Annotated in this window: 12 protein-coding genes and 1 pseudogene; 6 read left to right on the top strand and 7 right to left on the bottom strand. The window is 57.4% G+C overall.

The features are described 5' to 3' along the window. Positions 1 to 90: 90 nt before the first annotated feature. From hsdR to HHL14_RS07010, 3 genes are read left to right on the top strand one after another with little or no spacing between them, the layout of a single operon-like run. Entirely contained in the window at positions 91 to 3444 is a 3354-nt protein-coding gene (gene hsdR, locus HHL14_RS07020; protein WP_169496873.1) for a type I restriction-modification system endonuclease, read from the top strand. A 13-nt stretch (positions 3445 to 3457) separates the two neighbouring features. Then, a complete protein-coding gene (locus HHL14_RS07015) occupies positions 3458 to 4900 on the top strand; it encodes a class I SAM-dependent DNA methyltransferase (protein ID WP_169496872.1) in 1443 nt (480 codons plus the stop codon). Continuing rightward, positions 4897 to 6411 carry a restriction endonuclease subunit S gene (locus HHL14_RS07010; protein WP_169496871.1) on the top strand — a complete coding sequence of 505 codons (1515 nt, stop codon included), beginning with the start codon at positions 4897 to 4899 and terminating at the stop codon, positions 6409 to 6411. Before HHL14_RS07015 ends, HHL14_RS07010 begins: the two co-directional genes overlap by 4 nt. A gap of 516 nt (positions 6412 to 6927) precedes the next feature. On the opposite strand, the gene HHL14_RS07005 is transcribed toward HHL14_RS07010, so the two are convergent. Then, on the bottom strand, positions 6928 to 7878 hold the full coding sequence (locus HHL14_RS07005) for a PDDEXK family nuclease (protein ID WP_169496870.1): 951 nt from the start codon (positions 7876 to 7878) through the stop codon (positions 6928 to 6930). Positions 7879 to 8258: 380 nt separating this feature from the next. Between HHL14_RS07005 and HHL14_RS07000 the strand changes: the two genes are divergently transcribed. Next, a complete protein-coding gene (locus tag HHL14_RS07000) occupies positions 8259 to 8960 on the top strand; it encodes a hypothetical protein (RefSeq protein WP_169496869.1) in 702 nt (233 codons plus the stop codon). Then, positions 8914 to 10041, top strand: a complete 1128-nt coding sequence (locus tag HHL14_RS06995; protein WP_169496868.1) for a helix-turn-helix domain-containing protein — start codon at positions 8914 to 8916, stop codon at positions 10039 to 10041. The genes HHL14_RS07000 and HHL14_RS06995 overlap by 47 nt, the downstream gene beginning before the upstream one ends. A gap of 224 nt (positions 10042 to 10265) precedes the next feature. Here HHL14_RS06995 and HHL14_RS06990 read toward each other — a convergent pair whose 3' ends face one another. Next, positions 10266 to 10784, bottom strand: a complete 519-nt coding sequence (locus tag HHL14_RS06990) for a hypothetical protein (protein WP_169496867.1) — start codon at positions 10782 to 10784, stop codon at positions 10266 to 10268. Positions 10785 to 10943: 159 nt separating this feature from the next. Further along, positions 10944 to 11351, bottom strand: coding sequence for a hypothetical protein (locus tag HHL14_RS06985; protein ID WP_329601629.1), 408 nt, complete (start codon positions 11349 to 11351; stop codon positions 10944 to 10946). A gap of 566 nt (positions 11352 to 11917) precedes the next feature. On the opposite strand from HHL14_RS06985, the gene HHL14_RS06980 reads away from it, so the two are divergent. Further along, the gene (locus HHL14_RS06980) at positions 11918 to 12169 is read left to right on the top strand and encodes a helix-turn-helix domain-containing protein (RefSeq protein ID WP_169496865.1); all 252 of its coding nucleotides are present in this window, start codon (positions 11918 to 11920) and stop codon (positions 12167 to 12169) included. 113 nt (positions 12170 to 12282) lie between these two features. Here the strand turns inward: HHL14_RS06980 and HHL14_RS06975 are convergent, their stop codons facing one another. The 4 genes and pseudogenes from HHL14_RS06975 to HHL14_RS32815 all read right to left on the bottom strand — a co-directional run. Further along, on the bottom strand, positions 12283 to 12717 hold the full coding sequence (locus HHL14_RS06975; protein ID WP_169496864.1) for a hypothetical protein: 435 nt from the start codon (positions 12715 to 12717) through the stop codon (positions 12283 to 12285). Further along, positions 12714 to 14720 (bottom strand): integrase, encoded by a 2007-nt coding sequence (locus HHL14_RS06970; RefSeq protein ID WP_169496863.1) that lies wholly within the window; start codon positions 14718 to 14720, stop codon positions 12714 to 12716. Before HHL14_RS06970 ends, HHL14_RS06975 begins: the two co-directional genes overlap by 4 nt. Beyond that, positions 14717 to 16261: a site-specific integrase gene (locus tag HHL14_RS06965; protein ID WP_169496862.1), complete on the bottom strand. Its 1545-nt coding sequence runs from the start codon at positions 16259 to 16261 to the stop codon at positions 14717 to 14719. Before HHL14_RS06965 ends, HHL14_RS06970 begins: the two co-directional genes overlap by 4 nt. Continuing rightward, a pseudogene (locus HHL14_RS32815) lies at positions 16236 to 16526 on the bottom strand (hypothetical protein); the annotation flags it as partial. The gene HHL14_RS06965 and the pseudogene HHL14_RS32815, both read right to left, overlap by 26 nt.

Raw genomic sequence — 16526 nt, 5'->3', positions numbered from 1 at the left:
TATCGGAACTGAACGTTCGCAGACCGCCGAGGATATTGCGGTAAAATTCCGGTCCGGGGGCGCGAGCGCGCCGTAGGAGAACAACTAGACATGTCCCAGCCTCGCTCGAACTTTGCGCATATGGCGCGCGCGCAGGAAGACTTGGCCGTTCTCGGGGCAGCTGCCGAGCGGTACTTCGTCGACGATCCCAACACGAGTTTGCTCAAGCTGCGCCAATTTGGCGAGGCGATGGCGCAGCAAGTGGCGGCGCGCGTGGGCGTCTATGCTCCCAACGAAGGCAATCAGGCCGCACTGCTCTCGCGGCTCAAAGGCGGCGGCTGGCTGCCACGCGATACCGCGGATTTGTTTCACTGGCTCCGCCAGGCGGGGAACGAGGCGAACCATCAATTCTCCGGCGATCACCGCGCAGCGTTGCAGGGCCTCAAGGTCGCGACGCAGCTTGGGTTCTGGTTCCACCGCACGTTCGTCAATGCCGATTTCAAAGGCGGTGCGTTCATCCCGCCCTCGGCGCCAGTTGATGAATCGGCCGCACTGAAGGCCGAGCTAGCTGACCTTCAGAAGAAGTTCCAAGAGCAAGCCGGCCATGTGCAGACCGCGCAGCAACTCGCCGTGCACGCCAAGGAAGAAGCGAAACTCTGGGAATCCCTCGCAATAGACGGGAGCCACGCGGTCGGTACGCTCGAAAGCAGGCTCGCGCAGTTGCAGTCAGACTCGGCAGCGCAGCTAGCCGAATTGCAGGCCAAAGCCGCGGCGCAGCCAAAGGAACAGTTGGTCCAGCTGCAAAAGCAAGCCGACAAAGCCGCAAGTCTGATCGTTCTCGACGAAAAAGCCACGCGCGAGCTTATCGACCTGCAACTTCGCGAAGCGGGCTGGGAAGCAGACTCGGTTGCGCTGCGGTATAGCGCGGGCACGCGCCCGGAGCCAAATCGTTACCTCGCCATCGCCGAGTGGCCAACTGCGAGCGGCCCCGCAGACTACGCGCTATTCATCGGCGCGGAATGCGTTGCAATGGTCGAGGCCAAGCGCGGCGCGAAGAACGTCGTCTCGGCAATCGACCAAGCCAAGCGGTATGCGAAGGACGCGCTGGATGAGGCGAACGCGCCGATGCTCGCGCAATGGGGCCAGTTTCGCGTGCCGCTCGTGTTCGCGACCAACGGTCGCCCATTCCAGCGTCAGTTCGCCGAGGTGAGTGGCATCTGGTTTTGTGACCTCCGTCGCCCGACCAATCATCGTAAGACGCTCGATGGCTGGTGGACGCCGGGCGGCGTGCGCGAGTTGCTCAAGCAAGATATCGACGGCGCGGAAGCAAAGCTCAACAGCATGGAGTTCAACTACGGCTTCCCTCTGCGCGATTATCAGCGGCGCGCGATCCTCGCGACCGAGGACGCCATTAAGGAGGGTAAGCAGAGCATCTTGCTCGCGATGGCAACGGGGACGGGCAAGACGAAGACTTGCATTGCGCTTGTATACAGGCTGCTCAAGGCCCAACGCTTCCGGCGCATTCTATTCCTCGTCGATCGGTCTGCGCTCGGCGAGCAGGCCGCGAATGCGTTCAAGGAAACGCAGATGGAGTCGCTGCAACGCTTCGCTGATGTGTTTGGGATCAAGGAGATTGACGACCAGCAGCCCGAGGCAGATACCAAGGTCCATATCGCGACGGTGCAGGGTCTCGTACAGCGCGTGCTTTACTCGGATGATGGCGGCTTGCCAGTCGATTCCTACGACTGCATAGTCGTCGATGAATGCCATAGGGGCTATTTGCTAGATCGCGAGATGAGCGATGTGGAGGTGCAGTTTCGGGACCAAGGGGATTACATCTCGAAGTACCGGCGCGTGCTCGATCACTTCGATGCGGTGAAGATTGGACTCACAGCAACTCCCGCGCTGCATACGACCGAGATTTTCGACTTGCCCGTCTTCGTCTATTCGTACAGAGAGGCCGTCCTCGACGGCCATCTCATCGACCATGATCCTGCCTTGCGCATTCGCACCAGCCTGAGCGATGGCGGCATTCACTACAAACCCGGCGAGCAGGTTCAGTTCTACAACGCGGGCACGCAGCAGATGGACTTGTTCCAGACGCCTGATGAACTGAACTTCGATGTCGGGCACTTCAATCGCAAGGTTATTACTGAAGCGTTCAACAAGATAGTTTGCGATGCGCTCTCAGACTATTTGAATCCCGCAGGCCCGGATAAGACGCTGATCTTTTGCGCGACCGACGTGCACGCGGATATGGTTGTGCGGCTGCTGAAAGACTCGTTCGAAGCCAAGGGCATCGAGATCGAAGATGACGCGGTGCTTAAAATTACTGGTACGGCAGACAAACCTTTGCAGCTCATCCGACGCTACCGCAACGAGGCGCTGCCAGTAATCGCGGTGACCGTGGATCTGCTCACGACCGGCATCGACGTGCCATCGATCAGCAATCTTGTTTTCTTGCGCCGGGTCAATAGCCGGATTCTGTACGAACAGATGCTTGGGCGCGCGACGCGCCGATGCGACGAGATCGAGAAAGAAGTCTTCCGCATCTTCGATGCCGTGGACCTCTACGCGAATCTTGAAGCCGTGACCAGCATGAAGCCCGTTGTGCAGAATCCGAACATCGGGTTCGCGCAGCTGGCGAAGGAAATCACCGACCATCCTGACGAGGCCATTGCGGAGCGCGCGCGGGAGCAGTTGCTCGCGAAGTGGCAGCGCAAAACACGCCACCTGACTGAGGCACAGACCAACGCGCTTAAACACGCGGGTTGCGATCCGCAAGACTTCGCGCAGTTCATCAGAACCGCCGACATCAAGAAGTTGGCGGAATGGTGGACGAACAACGTTGGCCTCGGCGAGACTCTCGATCGCAAGCGCGACGTACCCGCGGACCCGCTCGTGATATCTTCACACGAGGATTCACTCCTTGACGTGTCCCCGGTATATGGTCCGCCCGAGGACTATCTCGAACGCTTCGCGCAGTTTGTGAAAGAAAACAGCAACACCTTTCCCGCACTAATCGCTGTGGTGCAGCGTCCGCGCGAGCTGACGCGCCGGGATTTGCGGGAGCTTGTGGTCGCGCTCGATCGCGCGGGTTTCAATGAAAACTCGCTCACGCATGCGTGGGCGCAGAAATCGAATCACGAGATCGCGGCGCGTGTGCTGGGCTTTGTGCGGCAGGCCGCGCTTGGCGACGCGCTCATCCCGTTCGACCAGCGCGTAGACGCTGCCGTGCATCGCGTGATCCATGACCGCAAACTACCTCCGATGCAGCAAGACTGGCTCAAGCGTATCGCGAAGCAGATCAAAGCCAACATCTTGCTCGATGATGTTTCCATCAACGAAGGCCCTTTCGGGCAACAGGGTGGCTTCAAACGCCTGAATCAAATTTTTGAGCAGCAACTCCCCGAAGTACTGGCAGATATGAATGAAGCCATCTGGCAGCAAGCCGCTTCGAACTAAAGAGAATTGATTGATGAGCAATATCACCACTGACATTGTCGCGAAGCTCTGGAACCTCTGCAACGTCCTGCGCGACGATGGAGTGACATATCACGAATATGTGACCGAATTGACCTACTTATTGTTCCTCAAAATGGCCAAGGAGACGGGCACTGAGGACAAGCTGCCGGAGGACTATCGCTGGGACGACCTCGAGAGCAAGGCCGCGCCCGAGCGGCTCGAAGCCTACAAGGTGATGCTCATTCACCTTGGCACGCACGGCTCGCTCATCACGAAGGAAATCTTCGCGGCAGCGCGTTCGTTCATCGACAAGCCCGCGACGCTAACCGCGCTCATCACGGCGATCGACACTATCGACTGGTACTCAGCCAAAACTGAAGGGCTTGGCGATCTTTACGAAGGCTTGCTGGAGAAGAACGCCGGTGAGAAGAAGTCTGGCGCGGGGCAATACTTTACGCCGCGAATGCTCATCGATAGCATCGTAGATCTGATGCAGCCGAAGTTGGGGGAGGTAATCCAAGATCCTGCTGCGGGTACGGGCGGGTTTCTCATTGCAGCGAATCACTTTATTCGCGAGCACAATGATATCGAGGCCCTCGACCAAACGGCTTACAAGAAGTACCGGCTGCAATTTCATGGCATGGAGCTAGTGCAGGACACGCACCGACTCGGACTGATGAATTTGATGCTGCACGATCTTGAGTCGGGGGAAAGCAGCGGGATCCGGTACGGCGACACGCTCTCGAGCGAAGGTCAGAAACTGCCGAAGGCGGATCTGATACTCACAAATCCCCCATTCGGAACCAAGAAGGGCGGAGGCCTGCCCACGCGGGACGACTTCACGTACGCGACGAGCAATAAGCAGCTCGCATTCTTGCAGCACATCTACCGGGCACTCAAACCAGGTGGTCGTGCGGCGGTTGTGCTGCCCGATAACGTGCTCTTCGAGTCACACACGGGCGCGGACATTCGACGCGATCTGATGGAGAAGTGCAACCTGCACACGATCTTGCGCCTACCCACGGGCATCTTCTACGCGCAAGGCGTGAAGACCAACGTTCTCTTTTTCACCCGAGGCAAGACCGAAAAGGACAATACAGCTGGCGTGTGGGTCTACGACCTTCGAGCAAACATGCCGCAGTTCGGTAAACGCACGCCGTTGACCCGAGCGCATTTCGCCGAGTTTGAGAAAGCCTATGGCAGCGCGCCAAATGGTAGCGCTGCACGAGTTGACACTGGAGAAGAAGGGCGATTCCGATACTTCTCGCGCGAGGACATCTCGAAGCGCGGCGATAGTCTAGATATAGCGTGGCTCAAGGATGAAAGCGACGGTGCTGACGGGGAGATTGAGAAGCCCGAGGTGCTGGCGCAGGAAGTAATTGACGAGATCGAGGGCGCGCTTGATGAACTGCGGGCTTTGATGGATGAATTGGGTGTGGAGGCTGCCGAGCAATGAACAACCTCGCAGATGGCTGGCAATTGGTTCCACTCTCCGTTCTCGGAGAATGGGGGAGCGGAGGGACACCCTCTCGGAGCGTCAAAAGCTACTACGAGTCAGGTACCCTCCCGTGGTTGGTCATCGGAGATCTCAACGATGGCTACGTCGACTCAGCGGCCACAAGCATCACGAATGAAGGGCTCGTAAATAGCGCAGCGAAGAAGTTGCAGCCGAACACCCTGTTGGTTGCGATGTACGGATCGATAGGAAAGCTCGGCATCACGACCTTTGAATGCGCAACTAATCAAGCCATCGCATTCTGTCGACCAAGTAGTGAGGTCGTTCACCTACGATATCTTTTCTTTGCTTTGATGAATGCAAAGCGTGCCTTAGTAAAAAAGGGACAGGGGGGCGCGCAACAAAACATTAGTCAGGGAATCTTAAAATCGCATGAGATTGCGCTCGCCCCCATACCCGAGCAAAAACGCATCGCAGAGAAACTCGACGCCGTGCTGGCGCGAGTGGATGCGTGCCGTGAACGACTCGACTCTGTGACTGCACTTACGGCGCGTTTTAGGCTCTCAGTCCTTTCCGCTGCTACATCCGGGCGTTTGACGGCGGACTGGCGGACGAAGCGTCAAGCGTCGCCATCGACAGATTCGCCCAACCGGCGAGCGGAGTTTCGTACGCTGAAAGAGAGGCTCTCTGTCGAGCTCAAAGGTAAACGGCGGGACGAGATTCTTGAACTGTTTTCGCTGATTCGAGAGTCACCAGACCTGCCTCTGGGATGGGTCAATTGCCCGGTCGGCATCGTGGGTATGGTGTCAAATGGCAGCACGCCATCACGGGCGGATCAGGCACTGTGGGGCGCGGGTGTGCCATGGGTAAGCTCGGGTGAGGTACGCAACAATCTCATTTACCAGACGAGGGAGCAAATCACAGACGACGGGTTCTCTTCGTGCTCGGTCAAATTATTGCCGATTGATACCGTGCTCATCGCGATGATCGGAGAAGGGAAAACGCGAGGTCAATCGGCAGTTTTGAAGATTCCGGCCACGATTAATCAGAATGTCGCTGCCGTTGTGCCATTCGAGGGCCTTCTTCACGCGGAGTACTTGTGGTACTCATTTCAGGCAAAGTACGAGGCCAACCGCAGAGAGGGAAATGGCACAGGCCCGCAAGCTCTGAATTGTCAGCGGGTTCGGGAGCTTGAGCTAACTCTGCCTCCGTTGCCGGAACAATACGAAATAGTCCGCCGCGTCGAGCATCTATTCGCACTCGCCGACCGTCTTGAGGCTCGCTTAAATAGTGCGCGATCCACTGCCAGCGCGCTCACGCCTGCGCTGCTCGCCAAGGCATTCCGCGGCGAACTCGTTCCGCAGGACCCGAGCGATGAACCGGTAGCAGAGCTGTTGAAGCGGTTGGCGAGAGAACGGTCTGGCGAAAGCACCGCCGCGACGAGGATTCCCCGCGCAAAGCGGACTGCACCCGTTGCACAGAACGAAGACGAGCCGACTTCCGTCGACTAGCGTTTCGTTGTGTGCGTCACGACCTGGCGGGACCGCGCGCCACACTTGCGCGGCCATAGCTTCTCCCTTTATCTACCCTAAGTCGCGCACGTTTTGTCCACGGGTAACGGCGACACGAGGAGGGGCAATGCCGCCGAGCGCAATGTCGAACTTTTACTCGCCCCGCCGATACCCGGAGTAGCTGATTTCGTTGAGACCGGCTATTCGCTGCCTGCTGAGATGCGAACGTCCGGTAAGCGACTCGCACGCGGCTGACCATTCCCGATTTTCGAATGGCCGCTGTACATTCAACACGGCCGCATGGCTCCCGAGATGGCGACCGGCAGCAGCGGGTCGCTTGCTGCCGATCGCCATCAGGCGGTAGCGGACCGAGACGAGATAGACGCACCGTGGGCTGGCATACACTCCAGCCGTATTCGATCGTTCAAAGATTACGGAGAGGATCGCCTCGCGCACATTTTCACCGCGTCCGGTAACGTCCAAGTATTGCGGGAACCCCGGCCGAAGCCGATCCCCTCATTCGTATCCCCAACCACCAAAATGCGCAGGAATCGCGCTTAGGCTTTGGATTCGCTCATGGTCGTTTGCTGATGGCTCTCGCGCAACCATGGGGAAAAGATTCAGCAGCAGCTCTTTTGTCGCGTCGAATGCTTCCTGAGAATATTGCTCACGGTTGTGCAACTCATTTAACGTCGACATAACGCACCGAATGTATGCGATCGGAATCGCTAAATCCGAAATATCTTCCCACCCATCAATAAGTCCTGGTTTTGCAAACTCCTCTTCAAGCCGAGCGTCGCAATCGCCCTTGCAGCACCAATATACATGCTCATGCTTAGTCTTGAATGAAAGATTCGCCTCTTCGGAATAGGTTTGCCAGCTAACGACGATTCCACTTGGATGCTTGCCCAAAAGCTCTTTACCGCAAGCTTTGCATTTCAGAGAAGGCTCTTCTGCGAATATCTTCGCAGCTTTCGGATGGTCTCTTTCCCACGATGAGGTTGAGACCGGCATGAACCTGCGGGCAAGCACGATTCCCTCTCGGGATGCCAGTAACGAGGCTTCGATCTTCTCGCGGTCGAAAACGATGGTGGGATAAGTCTTTTCTAGAGCACGCAGCTTCGTGGCTAGGCCGCTGCTCGCGACGGCTGAATAGAATCCTATAAACCCCGCGCAACCGTGTGTTTCAATTCGGTCTCGAATGTCACTCTCGGCGCTTTGCAGAACAGATGCCCCAGAGTGGGCATTATGTTTGCAGCTAACTAGCCACTTGACCTTGGTTTCGCCCGCGACGCCAGTGCGCGTTTCTTCGACTACAAGATCTCGTCCTGCGTCGGGTCCTCGATCGGGATCGATCAAAACGGCAAACCCCTTCATCGTTAGAAACTCGCGTGCGAACAACTCAAATTGGTCTCGATCCTCCCCTTTGTTCGGGGGAGCTATTTCTTTGAAGTCAAAGGCGGCCAAGGCTATTGTCCATTCAACATTGAACCTTCTGAAGCATACTACACCGCCCGCTTGGGGCGCCGCCCAGACATCCTCGCCGCGAGCTATCAACGGCTTTCAAGCGTCAGCATCGACGAAATTTAAGGCACTCCCTCTCATCAAGCTCCACGAATCGTTAAGGGTTCACCGTGGCCGCGTAGTACCTCGTCCTCGATGCACTTGAAGCAGATGGCATGTTCGGTCATGTATTAAGGCCTTCATGCTCTCTGCTTTTCATTCTATGGTCAATCCGCATACGGCCCACTTTACTCATGGCCGCCGCGCCGGCGAACCGTTGTCAACTGAGGCACGTCACTAAGTAGGGCGAGCAACTAACACCGCCGGAGGGGATGGAATAATTTTTGGAATATTTTGTTGTTGATTTTGTAGTCAGCCGCTATCATAGTGCCCATGTCATTTGCCTGAGTGTTGCTATGCCTTTCATCGCCGAAGAAGAAGTGCGCAAGGTAGTGCTCCCTTATTTTGCTGATTTCCAGCACATCTATGCTTCGGCATGGAAAGATTGGCTCGCCAGCCCAGTGGCGTCGCGGATGCAGCACAAGCGCGTGCGTGCAAACCTGATGTGGAATCAGTTGATCTCGCACGCCAAGGTACGATTCGATGGACACCCTACCGCGCGCGTCGAAACATTGCGCAATTGGGATGGGGTATTGATCGATGACCGAATTTTCATTCGCATGAAGAAGGCAGAAGAGTCGCTTCTGTCTCGCAACTATCCGACGCAGGCCGCTCTGGCGTTTCACGATCAGATTCAGGATCTTTTCGGCGGGATCGCCAGGCTGGAACTGCTGTATGTGCTCTCGAAAGACGAAACCGAGATCGAGCAAATCGTACTGGTGCAGCGACACAAGAAGCAGATCCTTTGGAAAATCGACGTGCATGGCGAGTCGGGCACCGACACGCAAACGGTAATGCCGTTTGCCCCGTCCCCGATGATGGACGGAATGGCAGTTGCCGACCGCGTTATCAAGCCGAAAACAGATGGATCACGGAAAGATGGAACTCAAGACAAGGCAGCCGCTGGCGGAGACATTCCGACCTGAGCTTGTTTCACTGCGCAGGCGGATGCTCGGGCTGGGACAAATTCAACTCGCTGAGCGAGCCGGAATTGCGCAAGGAACTCTCTCAAAGCTTGAACAGGGACTTCGGCCGGCTACGGACGACGTAATAGAGAAATTGGGCGTCGCGTTGGACTGCCCGGTTTCTTTCTTTTGCCGTACGGAGCGCGTGTACGGCGCGCCGCTGAGTGCGCACCCGATGTTTAGGAAGCGAGCGGCGACGGGACAAAAGGTGATCGACAAATTGATCGCTGAGATCAATGTCCGCATTGGCCATGTCAGAACTTTACTGGAAAGTGCAGATATCGCACCGGAGTTACCGTTTCCGCACTATGACCTTGATGATTTCAACGGGGATACGGCACAGATAGCACGCAATGTCCGTCGCGCCTGGTATATGCCGTCCGGCCCCGTTAGTAATTTGGTCGAGTATGCCGAAAGGGCGGGATGCATCGTCGCCTTCTGTGAAATGGCAGACGCTGGAGTGGACGGCATTAGCTACCGCGTTGCCGGGCTACCGCCGTTGATTTTTCTAAACAAAGATCGACCAGCCGATAGGCAGCGGTTCTCGCTCGCGCATGAACTCGGACACCTTGTGATGCACGACTATCCGACGCCGAGCATGGAGGAGGAAGCAGATCAGTTCGCATCCGAATTGCTCATGCCAGCCGACGATATTGGGCCGTACCTTAGCAATCTGACGTTGGAAAAAGCTGCCTATATGAAGCCGTTCTGGAAGGTCTCGATGGCAGCCTTGATTGTGCGCGCAACGTCACTTCATAGGATCGATAGCAACAAATCACAATGGCTTTGGCGACAGATGTCGAGCCGTGGTTATCGAACTCAGGAACCGCAAGCACTCGACTTCGCCCCTGAAACGTCTACGGTCATGAACGGCTTGATCAACAACCTAACTACGACCCTCGGGTATTCGGACGAAGACCTCGTTGGCGCGCTTTCCCTTCATTTCGAAGAACTGGCTCGACTATATGGTCTACGTCCTCAGGGTGGTCTCAGGCTAGTAAAGCAGGACGGGGCAACACCGAAGCAAATCGCTCGCAACTGAGCGAAACGGCCGCAAACCGCACGAGCACGAAAGTTTGCACCATCCAGTCAAGGCGGCGAACGACGCCGCCGACGGCTTGCGTAAAACTGCGTCGTTTGGGAGCGCGCCGGTCGTCCCGCCCCATCCCGATGGATCAATGCATTAGTAATGCGTCGTTTGCGACGCATTACAGCGCGATCGAACAACGTCACCTTGTGGGACTGGTGTCCTGCGGCGGTCTGGACTCAAGGGAGGTCCGGAACCCGCCTGTCGAGCCAGTCCGACCAGTCCCACACATATATACAGTCGCCGCAGCCATCCGGGTCGAACAACGGCAAGCACCACATCCGCCACCACTCCCTCAATTCCTCCCGCAGGGGCTCGGGCACGTCCGCGATCCGCACTGCGTACGGCTCGCCTGCGTCCTCAATCACGGGCACGACTTGCTGCAGAACCTGACGGTCGTCCTGGGTCAGAGGGGTGTGCAGGCCCAGCGCGAACCGTAGCCGCCGTCGCTCCCATGCCGGCAGCAGAAACCGGTGAGAGCCGTCAGCGTTCCAGCCGTGCTTCGCGACCATCGTCAGTCGGGAGCCAGCGGGCAGATCCAGGACATACTGCACTTCGTAGCGTTCGACACCGATTGCCAGTGCCAACAGCTGGTCGTCCTCCGGCGTGCCAAGCATCGGGTCACGTCTAACCAGATCGAGGAGTGTCTGTCGGGCTTCGCGATACTCCTGGCGATTCTGGATGATGTGCACAGTCATGGTTCGCCCCCGGGAAAAATGCTACCAATGTATCGGCCAGCGGGCCGCCTGCTGTTCGTTATCACCTCGCCGTGCCGCGGACCCAGTCCGCAGAGTGCCAAGCATGCGCGAGACGGAAATCCGGCCCGCCGCACGGGCCAGCAGGGGCCGGTTGAAAATTCACCAGGTCGCCTCGCGATCGCCCAGAAATTCCTCTCGCGCAACAGCGATCACCCGCGCCGGATCGTCAAAAAAGATCTCCGCAGGCGTCCGGTCATCAAGCAACGCATGCGGCGAATATAGCCAGAACGTCCGTCTCCAGCCTCCGCGATCGTCTTCGCTGGGCAGGACGGCGAGGAGGTCGGCAACGTCCTTCCGTATTGCGCCCGAGCGGTGGAACTGGAAGTCGGGGTAAAGGAAGCAATGCCGGGGCGCACACCACACTCCCAGCAGGTCACCGCTCGCTTGCGCCCGGATCGCAAATGTTGTCGCTTCCGGGCCGGGTGCCTCGTCGGCCAGCTCGGCAACCTGGATATCGTCGGGCCATCCCCTCTCAAGCAGTTCGTCACGGAACTCGATCGCTGACACGGACCTTGACTCCAAGCTATCGCTTTGACGACCACTCAACTTTCAATTTGTGGTCGGAACGCGCACGAGGCTGCCAAGGGAGGCAAGGAGTAATGGTGCCGTCTGTGGTGACATATGAAAACCAAGTCACGCCGTCTTCGCAATAGCTCCTGATATCGGCAATCGCGTTCATGACACATCGCTCGTCTTCCAGTGGTTGCGTCTGAAATGCATAAACGCGACTGCACCCGGCTTCGAGTTGTCCAACTACTTCGAGAACGTCCTCGGCCTTTGTCACAAGGTAAGTGCCCACGGGAAGTGAATCTTCTTCGATGTCCCCGCGGGTATGCTGAATTAAAAAGCAAAGGGACTCGCTGGATACGGCCACGCATCGGAAGGCGGTGTAGGGGCTGACTAGTTGTCGGCGTACGGGATTCTTTTCTTCCCAGGTCGTCTGAGTCAAAAGCATGGGTGTGCTGGGTGTCTGCCATGAGCACGAGTGCAGAACGACTCGCACATGGCGCCTACAGTAAAAATGCTAATCTTAGTATGTAGAATCAAAGTATGCAACGACGGACATTTCATGGATGTCCGTTGCTCCCACACAGTGCCGCCTGGTTGCCATTTTCGCCGCTAACGTTCGGCGAAGACGCATCGAATTGGATCTCTCGCAAGAGGCCCTTGCAGAGAGGGCCGGCGTCCATCGTACGTATGTAGGGATGTTGGAGCGCAGCGAAAAGAACGTGACGATCTATAACATCGAGCGCATCGCTGACGCTCTGGGAGTCGAGCCAGCATCGCTGTTGCAGGACCGCAAGAAATCGGCACGCCGAGCGTAAGCGGCAACGGCGGCAATTCGTTTCTTGATAGCCGTGCCCCGCGCCGTTTCAGCGTCGAAATGCACCGGTCCCAAGTTTGACGTTTTCTTCTGTAAGGTGTTGTCCGCTCGCCATCACTTCACCCCTTTGGTTCGGTCGCGCTCGGGCTTGGGCAGTGGGGCATTTAGCATCATCACCGTCACCCCCTTGCGCTCGGCGTTGTGCGCCCAAGTCACGAATTGCTCCAGGAGCAGTTGGTTTTGCATTTCAAGACGCTCGACCTTGGCCTTGTACCGTTCGACCTGCTCAAGTGCAGCCCGAACGCGTTCATCCCGAGGCTGACCGCGCTCGCCCTTCCAGGTGCCCCGCAAAGCGTCTTTCTTCAGCGAGAACGCGTTGGCAATTTCCGTGTATTCCGCGAACGTGAACCGCGAGTAAGTGATGCCGGTGTCCTTCCGGATAGCTCCAATCAGCAGGTCCCAAGTCAATTTGCCTTTCCACCCATCCAGAGTGTCGAGCACAAGCTTGATACGCTCTGCGGTCAGATCAGGGGCGCGGGTCTTCTTCATGGCAGCAGCTTTTGTTCCTCGGCTTTGAGGAAGTAGATGGGTTGCGTGGAGTCAGCGGTAATGAGGGCAGCGTTCTCCAGATTGAGCCGAATCCGAGATCCAGGTTGTACCGACGGGTCGTCCATGATGGACAGGAGGGCGTTCACGCGCTCCAGCGTCTTTGATTGATGCGCCACCCAGACGTCGGCACCGTACTCTTCGTCGTTCAACGCCTCCCGCGCCTCATTCAGAAGGAACTCAGTTTCTTCCTTCAGCAGGCGCAAATTGGCTTCCTTGTGCGCATCGCCTTTGACGCACTCCTGCTCCTCGCAGTTTATGCAGTCGCGGTACATCTGACATGGCTCGCTAGCGAAGTTGTGCATGCACCAGCCATATTCCGTCGTATGGGCGGCGACGACCCCAAACCTCTTGAACTCGCTACGCGTTATCAAATCCCGCGTCGCCGCAGGAATAAGGCCGGCTGTAAAACCCGCCTTCAGAGCCTGGCTGATGGGTGCCTGAGCCTCGTCCGAGCTCATGTGGTCATAGGCTCTGTTCTGACGAACGTCCTTACGACCGGAGAAGATAGCGATCTCTGCGTTGCTAAGACCACCCAACTGGGCGAGCATGTTCAGGTAATGCCGAAGAGCATGGCTCCGGAGCTCGATGGGCGAACCGTCGTCCTCCGTGTAGTTGAAGCGCTCAAAGATAGAAGACTGACCCTCCCGTGCCCCGAGCGGATTCGTTATCGAGCTGTAGTCGACGCAAGTAATCATGCAGAGGTACGTCGCCTTCTGCGCGTGCATCTCGTTGGTCCGGATGATGACCATGGCGTCTTTGCACAGAAGCTCAGGAGCGCCCGGAACGAACGGAAAGGTCTCCGGAAGCATTCCCAGTACCGCGCGCTCAACGTCTTCGAACCAGTACCCAGCCTTGCGACCGGCGAGCTGTACTTTCGGCAATGCGGCTGTCTCCCGAGCCCAAGTGTTAGCCTGGTTAGTCGCACCCTCATCTCCCCACAGTATCAGCGCCACTTCTGCTGCCGTAAGGACCTCTTGACCGCGGAGGTGCGCCGCGCCGTCGTGAAGGTAAAGCGTGTTCGGATTGTCCGTGTACCACGCTGCTATATTTTTGGCGGGTGCTGTCACTTTCAGCAGGTTGGAAATAGCCTGCCTCGCCACAGGGACCATCTGGGTGGGGAGCCATTTCGTCGTGTCCTTCGCACCTTTGGACCCCGCCCAGCGGAGGCCAAGCTTTCCGTCGAATCTCCCGTCGCCCTCGACCAGACAGTTGCGCGCCAATCGGAGCACCTCGTTGATCCGCTCCGGCGCACAGAGCATCACCGCCAGGTAGCTGGACACCGCCACGTCTGCCGGTTGAACCGCCTCTTGGAAGATACCGCCTAGCGCCCGTAGCACCGCTGCGGAAGGTAATTTCTCCTGGCGAGCATCGAGAGCCTCTTTAGAGATTCGCGAACCGAGCTCCCGAGGCCTCTTCATCCCATGGACCCATGTCTGCCGAAGCGAGATGAAGCCTTTCGAATTCATGAATTCCGCAATCAGCTGCAGTTGGCCGGCAATACGGTAAGCCACCGCATCCGAGACCTGCTTTCTGGCTAACTCGACCGCAGTGTTCAGCACCTCAACGTTAACCGCCGTCGGGCGCGACGCCTTGTTCCATTCTCGCAACGCCGCCTCTAAACATCGAAGAGCCGCGATGCGCTGAGCTTGAGACGTGACCGGGCGCTTATCGTGAAGGTAGACGATAGTCGCCTTCGCGAAGTCCAGAAACGGATGTGGCAGGCTCGGCTCGGACCTGTCTTCGCGGGATGCTTCGAGGGTGCTGAACCCAACCCGATTTACTTTGTTCTGTCCTTTGACGTATCCAACTTCCCAAGCGTTCTTATCGAACTGCTCCCGGGCACCCAGCACGTCCGAATTCCTGCAGAGCGCAATGAAAGCCTCGAGATTGGCCTGCGGCTCCAGCTCTGCACGGGGAGTGAAATGAAGGACAGGCGCGTTCATGCGGCCCCTCCCGATCTGCGCTGTTCATTGGCCTGTGCACATTCAGCAATGACCTCTCGTACCGCCCGGATGGCGTCATCGTTAACAGCCGCCAGTCGCTCGTCGCCCTCCCAGCGTTTTCGCTCATCTTGCAGTCGCCGGAGCACCTTTTCATGAGGTGCATCAAGCCAGGGCTCGAACTTGAAACAGGTATAGCAAGCAGTCGGGCGGGAGAATCCGCACCCTTCGCCTTTGCAGCCGCAACTTCCGACGGGCGCCTTTGACACGCGGAAGTCAATGATGCGACTACCCGGAGCGCCCTTATGTGTCGAGTGTTCCTCGTCCTCAACGAGGCGCCCCCTGAAGGCTTGCGCCAAGGGTGCAAGTTGAGGGTCCATCGCTTTATCGATGTTTTCAATACTTTTCGGGGAGGCTTCAAAGTACACGTCTACGTTCTGAAGATCCGCGTGACCCAGGCGGTCCGCGATGACAGCTTTACTGGCGCCTTCCTCCGCAAGTCGGGTTCCGAACGTGTACCGAAATCGACTTGGACTGACCGGCATCGGTTCGAACTGGAGACGTGCGGTCGGCGGCGCTATCGGCTTCATGATTGCGCTATACAGCTTGGAAAGCCCATCGCTCGTGAAGTGGTCGAAGAACAGGTCGCTGGAAACTCGACGCTCCTCCTTTGGCCCCAGCGTCATCAGGATTGACTCAGGAAATAACGGCGCGTCGTTATCGAAGCCCTGCGACCTCAAATCTTCGATGTGCTCCAGCACAAGCCTGCCCGTTTGCGGACTTAGGTCGAACTCTTTGAAAGAAACACGAGAGTGCACTTCCCTTGTTTTGACCTGTGGAAGACTAAGCACGAAGGGGGCTTGGCGCCCGGCCAGATCCAACACCTTGAGAGAGGCGTACTGAGAAATCCGCCCGCCGCACGCGAACAGCAACCGGGTCAGGACGGCGATCCATCGCGGCACTTCGCCCGAGCCGTACGCCGCGTCTACCGATTTATAGAGGGCCGTGTATTCCGCTTCACTGAATGGACCGGCCTCAGGGTCGCGGGTGCGTACGGCGGCCCCCTTTTCATTACCTGGCTTGCGCCGCTCTCGCAAATACTGCGTGCAGTCGGGCTCAACGCCGCTATGTCCGAGGGCAGCCCACTTCTGAAGGAGCACATTCAATGTGCCGACGCGCCACCGCTCGTGTTCCTTGAGGCAAGCAGCATAATTGGAGACCTCTTGGGTAGTTATCGACATCAGCGGCGCCGAGCTCACCCTAAGAGCAAGAAAGTGTTGAAATACACCGAACAGGTTGCTGACATGGCATGCCGAGCTACGTTTCGCGAACACCAGCAACGTGTGCTTCAAGGAATCGCGCGGGAATGCCGCATGCACCTTCACCTTGCCAAAGTCCAGATGTAGGCGAAAGGGTCCATCGGTCCAATGCCAGACATTTTCATATGGTCGAAACTCGATGCCGCTTCTCGTGTACGCAGTCTCAGGCAGGCGGGGCACGAGTCCAGTCGAAGTGCCTTCACTTGTTGCGATCGAGCTTGTCATCGAGTCGTTCCTGGAGTTTCAAAGAAATCTCACGTCCCTTTTTCGCGGTATATCTACGTGTGTATGTCGCCGCCATTTCCGAGTTGTCGCTCCAGCCTTGCTGGCTGTTACGGGCCTTCTGCTCCACGGCGTCACTAAGGAAGGTCTGCACAACCCGCTTCCTGCGCATCGCGCAGTTTGCTGCCCGCGTTGTAGTGGCGGCGAAGACGCCGGGACCTCGATCACCGTTCTGTTCGAACCGTAGGAAGGTGCGTTTGCCGAAATT

The organism is Paraburkholderia antibiotica (assembly GCF_012927125.1).
GTDB classification, from domain to species: Bacteria; Pseudomonadota; Gammaproteobacteria; order Burkholderiales; family Burkholderiaceae; genus Paraburkholderia; species Paraburkholderia antibiotica.
This window is presented reverse-complemented; position numbering and strand designations above follow the sequence as displayed.

Bases quoted from the DNA above. Each gene is read 5' to 3' on its own strand.
- hsdR (WP_169496873.1), top strand. From the start codon at position 91: ATGTCCCAGCCTCGCTCGAACTTTGCGCATATGGCGCGCGCGCAGGAA.
- HHL14_RS07015 (WP_169496872.1), top strand. From the start codon at position 3,458: ATGAGCAATATCACCACTGACATTGTCGCGAAGCTCTGGAACCTCTGC.
- HHL14_RS07010 (WP_169496871.1), top strand. From the start codon at position 4,897: ATGAACAACCTCGCAGATGGCTGGCAATTGGTTCCACTCTCCGTTCTC.
- HHL14_RS06995 (WP_169496868.1), top strand. From the start codon at position 8,914: ATGGAACTCAAGACAAGGCAGCCGCTGGCGGAGACATTCCGACCTGAG.
- HHL14_RS06990 (WP_169496867.1), bottom strand. From the start codon at position 10,784: ATGACTGTGCACATCATCCAGAATCGCCAGGAGTATCGCGAAGCCCGA.
- HHL14_RS06980 (WP_169496865.1), top strand. From the start codon at position 11,918: ATGTCCGTTGCTCCCACACAGTGCCGCCTGGTTGCCATTTTCGCCGCT.
- HHL14_RS06975 (WP_169496864.1), bottom strand. From the start codon at position 12,717: ATGAAGAAGACCCGCGCCCCTGATCTGACCGCAGAGCGTATCAAGCTT.
- HHL14_RS06970 (WP_169496863.1), bottom strand. From the start codon at position 14,720: ATGAACGCGCCTGTCCTTCATTTCACTCCCCGTGCAGAGCTGGAGCCG.
- HHL14_RS06965 (WP_169496862.1), bottom strand. From the start codon at position 16,261: ATGACAAGCTCGATCGCAACAAGTGAAGGCACTTCGACTGGACTCGTG.